Origin of the sequence: Halothiobacillus neapolitanus c2 (assembly GCF_000024765.1) — a bacterium.
Lineage (GTDB): Bacteria > Pseudomonadota > Gammaproteobacteria > Halothiobacillales > Halothiobacillaceae > Halothiobacillus > Halothiobacillus neapolitanus.
Genome location: NC_013422.1, coordinates 1,530,635 through 1,542,722, shown reverse-complemented (window position 1 = coordinate 1,542,722; position 12,088 = coordinate 1,530,635). Strand labels below are relative to the sequence as shown.

Below are 12,088 nucleotides of genomic sequence, written 5' to 3'. Positions count from 1 at the left end.
AACGCGCCCTCCGGCTGGAATATGCCCCATGAGTTGCACGCTTGTTCGAAATCGATACTTCTCGACACGATTGAGTTCACTGTGGTTGCTGGCGTGGTCTGTTGGCGCACTGGGTGCCTGGCTGCTGCCTTGGGCGCCATTGAAAGCGGCAAGTGATCAGCCCAAGCCTCTGATCTGGCTGACGTCGCTCATCTCCAAAGTTTTACATGCCAACCTGTTGGCCGATGACCTGTTGCGCCCATTGGTGGCCTTTTGGGTTCTGGTTTTGTTGATTCTTTTGATTCTGCGTTTACAGCAATCGGCGACTATTGCCCGTTTCTGGACCATTGCCGTGCCTGCTTTAGCGGTGTTCAGTGGTTTGTTGTGGTCTTTATCCGCCATCAGTACGTTTGTGCGGTCGTTGCCGCCGTCATCGCTTGCGCCCGTATCCTGCTCTGTGACGGCCATGATCGATGCCTTGCCGCGTCCATCAAAGCACGCGACCCAGTTGATGTTGCGCGTTGTACAAGTTGATAGAAACCAAAGCGATGCGGCTTGCCGATTTTATTCAACCGGCCAGCGATTGCGTGTGGGTGATTATCATCGTTATCCGCCCAATGAACAGGTTGAGTATCACGGTGGGGCGGTCTGGCGATTTGATCTGCGCTTGAAACCACCTCATGGCAGCGCAAACCCTGGCGGGTTCGACTACGAGCGCTGGTTGTTTTCCCAGCGTATCGCGGCAACGGGATCGGTTCATGGCAAGCCTACACTGTTGGCCGAGAGAGGCGATGGATTTGCAGCCTACCTGTTATCGGTTCGCTCGCACTGGCGCGCGCAGTTGCTGGCTATATCCCAATCACAAGGCACACCGGACCGAGGGCGAGGCTTACTGCTGGGTTTGACCATCGGGGATAGTGATTATCTGGGTCAAAACGACTGGGAAACGCTGCTGGCTACTGGCACGAATCATCTGCTGGCTATTTCGGGTTTGCATGTGGGTATGGTTTCCGGGTTGTTCGCTTGGCTCGCGGCCTGGCTTTGGTCGCGCACGCGCTGGTGCGAAGGGTTTCCCGCTCGTCGTGTGGCCGCCGGGGTGGCCGTTTTTGCGGCTTGGGGCTACGCCTTTCTGGCGGGGATGTCTGTACCGACCGAACGCACGGCACTGATGATCACGATTTTGTTGGCGGGCTTGCTGCTGGGGCGGTCGTGGCGATTGCTCGATCTCTGGCTGATCGCTCTGGTGGGTGTGCTCTTGCTTGATCCGTTCAATGCGCTCACGGCGGGGTTCTGGCTCTCCTTTGGTGCGGTGTTGATCATGCTGCTCTGGTTGCAGTACCGCCCCGCGCTCGCGTTCTGGCGCGATGGATTCCGCCTGCAGATCATTATCACGCTCGCCTTGCTGCCTATCGTCTGGTGGCTGTTCGACCGTGTGGCCTGGTCGTCCTTACCCGCCAATATCTTGGCTGTGCCGGTGATTACTTTTGTAATTACGCCGCTTTCCCTGCTGGTCATGGCGTTCGTCAGTATGTTGCCTTCGGTTGCGGCAGTCCTGATGTGGCCGATCAACGTCCTGACACATGGCTTGTTCGGCTTTCTTGAGTGGTTGCGGTTGACGCTGCCAGATAGCCACATCGCCGCCCCCGCTGGATGGACGCTGTTGCTGGCCTCGCTTGGTGTGGCCTGGATGTTGATGCCTAAATTCTGGCCTGCCCGATATCTTGGCCTCGTGCTGTGTTTGCCCGCGGTATTCTATCGACCGGCACCGATTCCGGATGGCGAGGCCGATATCTGGTTTCTGGATGTGGGGCAGGGGTTGGCTGTGGTTATCCATACCGCGCGCCACGCGATGCTGTACGACGCGGGGCCGGCATTCGGTGGCAGTGACGCGGGCGAGCGAACGGTTGTGCCTGCGTTGCGCGCACTGCATGTCTCGGAGCTGAATCAAATCGTCATCAGTCACCATGCGCGCGACCATATGGGTGGATTGTCCAGCGTGCTGACGGTTTATCCTCATGTTCCGGTAATCAGTGGGGAGCCGCTGCCGGGCTTCGGTAGCACATCTTGTCGTGATGGAGCGCATTGGCAGTGGGATGGGGTGGATTTTGCAACCTATCAGGCTTCACTGGACAGTCGTAGCGATAACAATCGTTCCTGTGTGCTTGTCATCCAGAGTCGTGCCGGAAGCGTCTTGTTGACCGGCGATATCGAAGCTGAGGCAGAGCAAGCGCTCATTGATGCGCACTCAGGTGGCACTGCGTTGAAATCAGATGTGCTCTATGTGCCGCATCATGGCTCGAAAACCTCATCTTCGCCGCCATTCCTGGCTGCGGTTCAGCCAGAAGTGGCTGTGATCAGTGCCGGTAAGTTCAACTCCTTCGGGCATCCGCATCCCTTGGTGCTGCAACGCTATCGGCAGCGACAAATTCCAGTGTTCAACACCGCTGATCAGGGCGCGATCGAAGTGAAATCCGGGCAGGTTATCGCCTACCGCGACCGCCAATGGCCATTTGTCTGGCGGTGTATTAGGGAACCTCTGATTGAATCCTTCGTGGCCGAGACGGGCTTTTGAGTGATGAGTCGCAAGGCGCGGCGCGAAACGAGCTTGCGCCTGCTTCGCGTAAAATCGCCCTCAAAAGCCCGTCCCATGCGGGTTGCTGCCCAAAAGCCGCAACACTTCGTTATCGGCCTTGGCATCGTAGCGTAAACTACGACCTTCGGCCTCTGCCTCGTTTTGCGGCCTTTGGATCAGCAACTCGGCTCACGAGGGACTCAATCAGAGGTTCCGGCCGTTAACATAATGTTGTCACAATTGATCGCTAGGGTGTTTGCTCCTTGATCTGATTGAGAGTGAGCGATGTCTTCATCCCTGCGTGCCCTGCTTGATGCGGTTCCTCCATTGCCCGTGGATATGTCGCTCGATGCCGTTACGGAGCGCTTTGGGGAAGGTGGTTTCGATCGCATGTTGTCTCTGGCGGTTGTTGATGAAGACCGTCAACCGGTGGGTTTGATCAGCCGCCATGCGCTGATGGAGTTGTTGCTCAACAAGTACTCCCGCGATTTGTACGGTCGACGTCCTATTCAGTACTTCATGAACACGCAGCCGGTCATTGTCTCGCTGGCCGAATCGACCAGTTCCGTCATTTCGACCGTTACTGCACAGATTCGCACGCCGATCATCGAGGATTTCATCTTTACCGAGGCCGACGGTAGTTACGCCGGGCTGGGTTCTGTCGCCGATGTGCTGAAACTGGTCGAGCAGCGTCTGGATCAGCGCAATCACGCATTGGCGCAGGCAAATCAGGAGATCAAGGCGTCACAGGCGCACCTGGTGCAGTCCGAGAAGATGGCGGCCTTGGGCCAAATGGTGGCGGGCGTCGCGCACGAGATCAACACACCGCTCGGTTATGTTGGCAACAACGTGCAGATGGCCGAAGAAATGCTGGGACAAATTCACGGATTGGTCGCTGCCTACGACAGTCTGTTCGAAAACCTGCTCAACCCCGCTGCCGAGCAAACCGATGTGGAAGCGCAAATTCAGGCGATTGCCGCCATGCGCGAGGAGTTTGATGCCGTCAATGATCTGGCCGATTTGACGGAATTGTTTGTCGATGCCCGTTTTGGTTTGAAGCAGATCAGCGAGATTGTCCAGAGCCTGAAAAATTTCGCGCGCGTCGATCGGGCGGCAACCGATCAGGTCAATCTGATCGACAACATCGAAACGGCTTTGACGGTCGGGCATCACCACCTGAAGAATCGTGTCACGGTCGAAAAACGCTTCGAACCGATACCACTCGTGCCCTGCGCGCCCTCGCAAATTAATCAGGTTTTATTGAATCTGCTGACCAATTCGGCACAAGCGATAAATCACGACAAAGGGCGATTGCTCATTCGAACCTATACCCGCGGCGAGTTTGTCTGCATCAGCGTGGAAGATAACGGCAGCGGTATTCCGCCGGAACACGTATCGCGCATTTTCGAACCGTTCTATACCACCAAGAAGGTCGGCGAGGGAACCGGTCTCGGTTTGTCGATCAGCTATCGCATCATCAAGGATCACGGCGGTGATATCCGCTTGGCTACCAAACCTGGTGTTGGCACGCGCTTCGAGATCAGCCTGCCAATCAAGCGATCGACCAATCAACCTGCGACAACGGATTCCAGTTCGCGCACCGGCGGTAAGCACGTTGCGGACAGCGTTGAAGTGCTGCAAACACAGAATACCTACTGATTGAATTCCCTCACCCTTGTGAATCGGTGCGGTTGACCAGAACGCGGAAAGGAGCAGAAATAATGAACGAGTCGAATACCAAACCCACCTTGCTGCTGGTCGATGACGAGGCTCGGATCACCCGCTCGCTCAAGATGTTGTTTCGCAATGAATTCAATGTGTTGACGACCGACAACGGACACGATGCGATTGAAATTGCCCGGACTCAACCGGTCGCAGTGGTCATTTCCGATCAACGCATGCCCATCATGGCCGGTGTTGACGTGCTGCGCGGCATTCGAGAAGTGTCGCCCAACACCATGCGCCTGCTGTTGACAGGTTATGCCGATCTGGCGGCGGTCATCGGCTCGGTCAACGAAGGCGAGATTTTCCGGTTCCTGCAGAAGCCTTGGGATGTCGAACAGATTCGTGCGGACGTGCGAGCGGCCGCGCAGGTGGCAGAGCTCAGTTTCGCTGCCGCCGCACGACGCAATAGTGGGCAGGTGATCGACGAGGCAGCGCAGCCACTGTCTCGGCCCGGCATCCTGTTACTCGATCAGGATCCTGTTGCCTATGAACTCGTCAAACGTGCGACGCCGCAGGGTAATCCACTGTATTGGGCGCGCCATCTTGACGAGGCCATGGAGTTGCTAAGTGCACATGCCATTGGTGTACTGGTGGCCGATGTGCTCGATGGTCAAGCCAGCCACGTGGGCGCCATCAAGGCATTGAAACAGTCCCATCCCCAATTGGTCACCATCGTATTAACCCAATTGCGTGATTACGAACTCCTGGTCGAGTTGATCAATCAGGGACAGGTATTCCGTTTTCACCCGAAACCGGGACACGTCGGCACGTTCGTCAAGAACATGCAGTCGGCGCTCGATTATCACAAGATTCTGCAGACCCTGCCGGAAGCCCGTCAACGTCACGCGGTTGCCAAGTCGGATAAACCATTGCTGGCCGGTTTGTCGGATCGGGTGATGGGATATTTCCGTCGATTCGGTGTTAATAACTGAGCCTTTCGCCAGTTATTTAAGGCTGATCGTTATTCCAATCGACGAGGTTTAGTTGAACCTCGCGCGCTTTATGTTGCATTTTCATTACATTCTGGATGGGTATCCAGGCTCATAATCATGCAACCCATCGACAGTCTCCTGCGTAGACCTCATGCGTAATTGTACGCGACATGAAGTCTAGGAGACGCTATGAACCATCAAAAACATAAAAATGACCGAAAAGTCAGTGTATTGAATCGCCGTAAGTGCGCATGGGGCGTGATGCTGGGTTTGGCCCTGAGTATCCCGATGGCTGCGCATGCCGACGATGTCATGGGTAAGGGTCGTTTTTTAGCGACCGGGGGCATCCAGTCACTGGATGGCGCGGCGGGCGGCGGGATCAATCCCTGGGCCGTCATTGCCGGTTACGGCACCGACCAGCAAATCAATCCGACAGCCTCGTTCACGAACGTGACGCTGCCGGATTTCAGTGTCAACCAGTTGGCTGTCTCGGTCGGTATCTACAACCGGCTTGAGCTGTCCTATGCGTATCAGACCGGCACTCTGGGCAGTAATGTTTACGGCCCCAACGGCACGGTGGCTTTGCCGCTGGACGGAATGAAGATCGGCCAGCATATCTTCGGTGCCAAACTGCGCCTGTTCGGGGATGCCGTTTACAACAGCAATAATCTGCTTCCGCAGGTTGCCATCGGTGTGGAGTACAAAAAAGACGTCACGGGCGGCAACAGTCTCGTGCCCGCCTTGCAAAGCTTGGGGGCCGGTGTCGAGGATCATGGCACGGATGTTTATCTGTCCGCCACGAAAGTCCTGATCGGGGGCTTCTTCGGTTACAACTGGCTCATCAACGGCAATCTACGTTACACCAAGGCTAATGAAACCGGCTTGCTGGGTTTCGGTGGCGTCAATCACGATTCTGCCCACATCAAGCCCGAGTTTTCCACGGCCGTATTGCTGCGTCCCGATGTGGCCATCGGCTATGAATACAAGGGGATGAGCAACAACCTCAGTGATGCCGGACTCAAGCAATCGAGCTGGCAAGATGTTTTCGTTGCCTATTTTCCGAACAAGAGTGTCTCTCTGGCGCTGGCCTTCGCTCGTCTCGGTAACGTCGGGCCGTATACCAACCAGAATGGTGTCTACCTCAACGGCACTTTAACCTTTTGATTGAAATCAGTAAGAGAGAAAACATGAACATGAAACAGTTTAAATTTCGCCCCGCCGCACTGGCCATGATCAGTGGCATGGTTCTGGCCTGTTCCGCTGTTAGCGCGCACGCCGGATATTACGAAGAATTCGGTCAAAAACAGGGTATCGCCAACATCATCAATGATTTCGTGGGTGTCGTTGCCGCCGATAATCGCATCAACAGCTATTTTGCCCATGCGAACATCCCGGCTCTCAAGGCTGCATTGACCAATCAGGTGTGTGAAGCCTTGGGCGGCCCCTGCAAATACACCGGCCCTGCGATGGGACCATTGCATCACAGTATGGGTGTGACACAGGCGGCATTCAACGCGCTGACTGAGGATTTGATTGTCGCCATGGATCAGCATCACGTCTCTGTTCCAGCACAAAATCATCTCATCAAGATTTTGGCGCCCATGTCGAGTGACATCATCACCAAGTAGTGATTGGCATGACTCCGTAACACGAGTCAAAGACGAGTAGAGCGTTACAAAACCCGGTCATGTGCCGGGTTTTTTATGCCCGCATCAGCCGTTGCGCCCTCATCTGCAACGCAATCCTGTTCAGGCCGACACGGCAAAAATCACTTTATTGCGAGCGAGATCTCCATAAACACCCCGAGCTGTTAGTATGGCTCTTCGTCTTTTCGAGCAACGCCGCTTTGATCCGCGTTGCCGAGCAGATGGTGTTCGACGCATGCGATCGAATAAATCGTTTCCAATAATTAAAGTCAGGAGCTCAGATGAAAACAATCGTTAAGTTGATGGGAATTGCCCTAGCGATCGGCGTTTGCACGACCGCAATGACCGGCTGTGAACGTAAGGAAGGACCGGCCGAAAAGGCAGGAAAAGCCATTGATCAGGGTTTGGATAAAGCAGGCCAGAAAATCGAGAACGCCGGCGAAAGCGTTCAGAACGCGGCTGAAGGCAGTAAATAAGGCGGGCAAAAGCCGAACCCGGAGCGCCGAGGAGTTGCTTTCCGAGATGTAACATTCGCTGCTAGAAAATCCCTGAATTATTGCATCGTTGCATTCGCAGCGGGAGAAACCCAAAAAAGGCTTCACCGTGATGGCGACGCAATAAAGCGAGACGCAGATATTCAAGATTCTGATGAAGGCTGGAGCGTGCGCTCCCTTTAGTCAGAACATTTTCTGTCAGTAGTCCGGCAGTCAATTCGGGTCAGAAGCCCGCACGAGTTCGCGCTAATTGGCTCGATCAGACAAGAAAAAACCCCAACCGAGAACGGTTGGGGTTTTGTTATTGGTGGTGGGGTGGAACCCTGCGCCAAACCTATGTAACTCAGCGCCTTAGAGCCGCCGCGAACTCCTGCGGAAAGGTGCGGAATCCAGCCCCTACTGCTGAGAATCCTATCAGTTCTGCCCGTCCGAGGTCACCAGCCAAGTGCATCAGACAGGACGCCAGTTCGATTCCCGTTTGCGGAATTGAACCCGCGTCCGAAACCAGTCAAGCCAACCGCACTGGGCGTGCAATCTTCGGTCTTCGAGCTTGGCTGGCGGACTTCTCCAAGATGGTCGAGGTGTTCGAGCGCTACGGCGTGTCGTTCGTGTCGGTCACTCAGCAGTTCAACACGACGACCTCCATGGGCAGGCTGATGCTGAACATCCTGCTGTCTTTCGCCCAGTTCGAGCGCGAGGTCACCGGCGAGCGCATCCGCGACAAGATAGCAGCCAGCAAGCGCAAGGGCATGTGGATGGGCGGCGTACCGCCGCTGGGCTATGACGTCGAGAACCGGCGGTTGGTGCCCAACGAGCGCGAAGCCAAACTGATCCGGCACATCTTCCAGCGATTCGTCGAACTCGGCTCCAGTACTGCCTTGGTCAAGGAGCTGAAGCTGGATGGCGTAACGTCGAAGGCGTGGACCACTCAGGACGGCAAGACCCGCGATGGCAGACCGATCGACAAGGGCCACATCTACAAGCTCCTCAGCAACCGAACCTACCTTGGTGAGTTGCGGCACAAGGACCAGTGGTGCCAGGCCGAACACCCGCCCATCATCAGCCGCGAATTGTGGGACAGCGTCCACGCGATCCTGGAGACGAATGGCCGAGTGCGGGGCAACACGACGCGGGCAAAGGTTCCCTATCTGCTCAAGGGGATCGTGGTCGGCAACGACGGGCGCGCACTGTCGCCGTGGCACACCACCAAGAAGAATGGCCGGCGCTACCGTTACTACGTGCCCCAGCGCGACGCCAAGGAACACGCGGGCGCCTCGGGGTTGCCGCGATTGCCGGCCGCAGAACTCGAATCGGTGGTACTCGATCAACTGCGTGCGATCCTACGTGCACCGAATCTGCTCGGCGAAATGCTGCCGCAAGCGATCAAGCTCGATCCGACCCTGGACGAAGCCAAGATCACCGTGGCCATGACCCGGCTCGACGCGATTTGGGATCAACTTTTCCCGGCCGAGCAGACACGGATCGTGAAATTGCTGGTCGAGAAGGTGATCGTGTCGCCCAACGACCTCGAAGTGCGGCTGCGCGCCAACGGCATCGAACGCCTGGTGCTGGAGTTGCGCCCCGAGCCGGGCGAACAACAAGTGGAAGCACTGGCATGAGCGACATCCGCATCCAGAAGACCGGCGAGCCCGACATCCTGCAGACCAGCGACGGCAGGCTGACCTTGTCCGTGCCGATCCAGATCAAACGCCGCAGCGGCCGCAAGCAGGTCACCTTGCCAAACGGCGAAACCGCGCCGGTTAGACCGTGGGACGTAGCACCGACCTCCATCCAACTGGCGCTGGCCAGGGGCTACCGCTGGCTGGCGATGCTGGAATCAGGAGAGGCGAAGTCGTTGAAGGAGATCGCCACGCGGGAAGGCATCGACAACAGCTACGTCAGCCGCATGGTCAACCTGACGACGCTGGCGCCAGACATCGTGGCGGCCATCCTGGACGACGCATTGCCGAATCACATCACGCTGTTCGATCTGGCGGTCGATCCGCCGGCGCTGTGGGATGAGCAGCGATCTCGACTTACAGTTCGCGACTGAATTGTCGGTGACAGTGGGTGTTTGATGCTACGGCTGCAGGTCAGTTATCAGCTGTTCCACCAGCTCGTGCGTGCTCGGCGCATACATCGGGAGCTGTCGGTGTGCTTGTCGAAATATCCCGACCAGCAAGCACGCCGTGAAGAGCCAGAAGTGCGACTCTTTGGCGAGCGTGCTACCGGATATCATTGCCTGGATGCGCGTTGTAATGGGCGGATATTCCGCTGTTCCCCACCGAGCGCTTTCCGGGGTTATTTCGTGCAAGATCATTGCACCGAGGGCGATCCCCATTGATCGCTTATCCAGCACCCTGCTGAAAGCCTGGCCAACAGACTGGGCATAACTTTCAACCTTGTCGGTAAGAAATGACCGCGCCCAGACATCGCACGCAATTTCTTCTTCACGCCGATCGGCGGGGCAGTCGCCGTCGCAGAGAAATTTCACGTGCCGCAACTCATGAAGAAAGACGTAGGCGGTCGCCAGACAGACCAGATCGAAGGCCACCATTTCTTGATGGCTGCCGAGTGTTTCTCTATCGGCTTCAGGACGCGGCACATCTTGCGGCCAGGTGGTGTGAACCGAACTTTTCTCTTCGATGATTGATCGAGCTGAATTTGCACGAGACCTGTAATCCATCTCGAAAGCAGCAAGCTCGTCATCGGCGCACAGTATGTCTTCAATGGCCCCGTCAGTGATGCCGGCCAGAATGATCGCTGGAGAGTAGGTCTCGATCGATCTCCAGCCGTTGAAGCCAAGCAGCCAGATTGCTTTGAGTGTCTTGTGGTCAAACTGGATGCGACCCTTGCCGGCGCTGATGTTCACGCCTCGAGCGTCTTCGACTACGCAGACCTTGGGTGCATAGTGATTCCATAGGTCCTTAATTTCTTGTTTGCGCTCGGGTGCGGCGCCTTGCAGCAGAGCTTTAACAGCGACGCCTGCTTCAACCATTGCTGCACCCATTGATCGCTGTTTCCAGCGCGCGCAGGCGATCGACGATGGCATCGAAGGCGGGAGGCTCGCCGATGAACATGCCGGCACCGATCATGCGCTGGAAGTCATCGCGCAACGCGGCTAGTGCGGTGTCTTCCGGAATCAGTTTGAGCTGCCCGGCCAGGCATGCGTCGTAGTTGGCGTAGCTCGCGTTGTAGAAGATCTTCTTGTGTTTGACGACGTCTGCAAGCAGAGCGCGATCGACCACAGCGGCTTGCCCATGTTCAATGTCGGCCAACATCGCCAAGTCGTACCAATGGCGTGACAGACGTTCGGCGCCTGTGCGGAACTCTTCGCGCTGACATTCGACGTGCATCAACGTCGCCTTCTCCCAGAAGGTACGTGCTGGGGACAGCACACTGACCGTCGGCTGCGGGAATTCGAGTTCAGCGACATGTTCCGCAACGTCGGGCCGCACCACATGCTCCTCATTCGGCTCGGTGATGTTGCGGCCACCGAACTCGATCAGGACGCTGTTACCGACGTAGTCTCCGGATTTCTCCAGCACGGTCGGGTAGTGCACTCGCAACTGCTCGCCGTCATCGCTGATTTCAAGACGGAATGCGTCGGCGCTGAACTCGGTGGCCAGCATCTTCTGGAAGTGCGGCTCCACTACACCGTGAGCATGGTCGCGTACGAAGGACTTGAGATCCTCGCTGAACTTCTTCAGCCGATTGCGAGAGACCCCTTCGGCAAATGGGTCGAAGGTTCCGTCCAGTCCTCGATAGTCGAGGGTGATGTCTACGTCCTCGGAGAAGCGTGCGATGGCTCCGAAAACTTTGGATAGTGAGGTGCCGCCCTTGAAGGCCATCGGAAGTCGATCGGGCATGGTGAACAGGGTCTGTAGCACCCAGCAGACCCATACATCTTTTTCCAGTACAACAGGTGAGCGTGCAAGTTGCGGAGCAAGCGCCCGGTAAATTTGGGACTGCTCTTCTCGTTCGAGATGCAGGAAGGACTCAGGCATGAGCTGCCATCCGCTCGTTTCGGAAGATGGCGTCGCTCATCCACGCAGGCATTGAGCTGGTGGCTGACTTCAGCACCTCGAACTCGCTCGATCCCAGCTTGCGCCGAATCTTCTCGACGAGAGCTGGAGTCACTTCCTTTTTGCCGAGGTACCACATTGCCGCAAGCGCGAGCCCCGCAGGTCGGCCGGCTAGGGCCAGCTTGCGCTGACAGACGTGCTGCAGTCGGATCTCCATCTTGCCCACGCGGATGCGCTTTGACGGGCCCGATGTCACGAATACAGATTGGGTTGGAACCTGAGTGGTCAGTTCGAGCCGACGCGCAGCTTCGGCACCGTGAATCTGGACAACCGCCCCAGTGGTCTTGGCAACGGTCTCGGCCACCTTCAGCGGTTCAGGCATCACCTTGCCGACGAAACGGCTGACCTCAGGACGCACAAAGACGCCGCGCGTCACTCGCTCGATCGACCCTGCCTTGACGAGGCGCGACAGAGTCTGATCGACGGACGCACGCGTGCCGCACTCAAGGAATGCCGTCGGGGTGAAAGGCTCCCCAATCGGCATCGCCTCGATGCGCTCGCGAATCAGCTCGGCGGTCTTGGTCGTCGTGTTCATGTACGAAAATATATTCTAGTTTCTGACAAACTGCAAGTGCGACAGCTCGCTGGAGTGAGCGTGTGTCCCCTCTGGCAGCCAATGCTGCAATCCAACCGCTTGATTCGTCCGCGCGTAACT

Annotated in this window: 11 protein-coding genes; 8 read left to right on the top strand and 3 right to left on the bottom strand. The window is 56.7% G+C overall.

Annotation, left to right across the window (positions count from 1 at the left end; translation table 11 throughout):
• Positions 1–28: 28 nt before the first annotated feature.
• The 8 genes from HNEAP_RS07160 (at position 29) to HNEAP_RS07125 (ending at position 9,401) form a co-directional block, all read left to right on the top strand.
• Entirely contained in the window at positions 29–2,551 is a 2,523-nt protein-coding gene (locus HNEAP_RS07160) for a DNA internalization-related competence protein ComEC/Rec2 (RefSeq protein ID WP_012824296.1), read from the top strand.
• 285 nt (positions 2,552–2,836) lie between these two features.
• The gene (locus HNEAP_RS07155) at positions 2,837–4,210 is read left to right on the top strand and encodes a sensor histidine kinase (protein WP_012824295.1); all 1,374 of its coding nucleotides are present in this window, start codon (positions 2,837–2,839) and stop codon (positions 4,208–4,210) included.
• Positions 4,211–4,272: 62 nt separating this feature from the next.
• Entirely contained in the window at positions 4,273–5,208 is a 936-nt protein-coding gene (locus tag HNEAP_RS07150) for a response regulator (protein ID WP_012824294.1), read from the top strand.
• Between the two features lie 189 nt (positions 5,209–5,397).
• On the top strand, positions 5,398–6,372 hold the full coding sequence (locus tag HNEAP_RS07145) for a DUF3034 family protein (protein WP_012824293.1): 975 nt from the start codon (positions 5,398–5,400) through the stop codon (positions 6,370–6,372).
• 29 nt (positions 6,373–6,401) lie between these two features.
• On the top strand, positions 6,402–6,836 hold the full coding sequence (locus HNEAP_RS07140; RefSeq protein ID WP_081441186.1) for a group I truncated hemoglobin: 435 nt from the start codon (positions 6,402–6,404) through the stop codon (positions 6,834–6,836).
• Between the two features lie 299 nt (positions 6,837–7,135).
• The gene (locus HNEAP_RS07135) at positions 7,136–7,330 is read left to right on the top strand and encodes a hypothetical protein (protein WP_012824291.1); all 195 of its coding nucleotides are present in this window, start codon (positions 7,136–7,138) and stop codon (positions 7,328–7,330) included.
• 398 nt (positions 7,331–7,728) lie between these two features.
• On the top strand, positions 7,729–8,967 hold the full coding sequence (locus tag HNEAP_RS07130; RefSeq protein ID WP_272866914.1) for a recombinase family protein: 1,239 nt from the start codon (positions 7,729–7,731) through the stop codon (positions 8,965–8,967).
• Positions 8,964–9,401 (top strand): hypothetical protein, encoded by a 438-nt coding sequence (locus HNEAP_RS07125; protein ID WP_012824290.1) that lies wholly within the window; start codon positions 8,964–8,966, stop codon positions 9,399–9,401. The genes HNEAP_RS07130 and HNEAP_RS07125 overlap by 4 nt, the downstream gene beginning before the upstream one ends.
• A gap of 27 nt (positions 9,402–9,428) precedes the next feature.
• On the opposite strand, the gene HNEAP_RS07120 is transcribed toward HNEAP_RS07125, so the two are convergent.
• From HNEAP_RS07120 to HNEAP_RS07110, 3 genes are read right to left on the bottom strand one after another with little or no spacing between them, the layout of a single operon-like run.
• Entirely contained in the window at positions 9,429–10,358 is a 930-nt protein-coding gene (locus tag HNEAP_RS07120; protein WP_012824289.1) for a phage exclusion protein Lit family protein, read from the bottom strand.
• On the bottom strand, positions 10,339–11,355 hold the full coding sequence (locus tag HNEAP_RS07115) for a nucleotidyl transferase AbiEii/AbiGii toxin family protein (RefSeq protein ID WP_012824288.1): 1,017 nt from the start codon (positions 11,353–11,355) through the stop codon (positions 10,339–10,341). The genes HNEAP_RS07120 and HNEAP_RS07115 overlap by 20 nt, the downstream gene beginning before the upstream one ends.
• Entirely contained in the window at positions 11,348–11,968 is a 621-nt protein-coding gene (locus HNEAP_RS07110; RefSeq protein ID WP_012824287.1) for a DUF6088 family protein, read from the bottom strand. The genes HNEAP_RS07115 and HNEAP_RS07110 overlap by 8 nt, the downstream gene beginning before the upstream one ends.
• Between the last annotated feature and the right edge of the window lie 120 nt (positions 11,969–12,088).

Excerpts from the sequence above, each read along its gene's own strand:
- HNEAP_RS07140 (WP_081441186.1), top strand. The coding sequence starts at position 6,402 with ATGAAACAGTTTAAATTTCGCCCCGCCGCACTGGCCATGATCAGTGGC.
- HNEAP_RS07115 (WP_012824288.1), bottom strand. The coding sequence starts at position 11,355 with ATGCCTGAGTCCTTCCTGCATCTCGAACGAGAAGAGCAGTCCCAAATT.
- HNEAP_RS07155 (WP_012824295.1), top strand. The coding sequence starts at position 2,837 with ATGTCTTCATCCCTGCGTGCCCTGCTTGATGCGGTTCCTCCATTGCCC.
- HNEAP_RS07150 (WP_012824294.1), top strand. The coding sequence starts at position 4,273 with ATGAACGAGTCGAATACCAAACCCACCTTGCTGCTGGTCGATGACGAG.
- HNEAP_RS07120 (WP_012824289.1), bottom strand. The coding sequence starts at position 10,358 with ATGGGTGCAGCAATGGTTGAAGCAGGCGTCGCTGTTAAAGCTCTGCTG.
- HNEAP_RS07145 (WP_012824293.1), top strand. The coding sequence starts at position 5,398 with ATGAACCATCAAAAACATAAAAATGACCGAAAAGTCAGTGTATTGAAT.
- HNEAP_RS07135 (WP_012824291.1), top strand. The coding sequence starts at position 7,136 with ATGAAAACAATCGTTAAGTTGATGGGAATTGCCCTAGCGATCGGCGTT.
- HNEAP_RS07110 (WP_012824287.1), bottom strand. The coding sequence starts at position 11,968 with ATGAACACGACGACCAAGACCGCCGAGCTGATTCGCGAGCGCATCGAG.
- HNEAP_RS07125 (WP_012824290.1), top strand. The coding sequence starts at position 8,964 with ATGAGCGACATCCGCATCCAGAAGACCGGCGAGCCCGACATCCTGCAG.
- HNEAP_RS07160 (WP_012824296.1), top strand. The coding sequence starts at position 29 with ATGAGTTGCACGCTTGTTCGAAATCGATACTTCTCGACACGATTGAGT.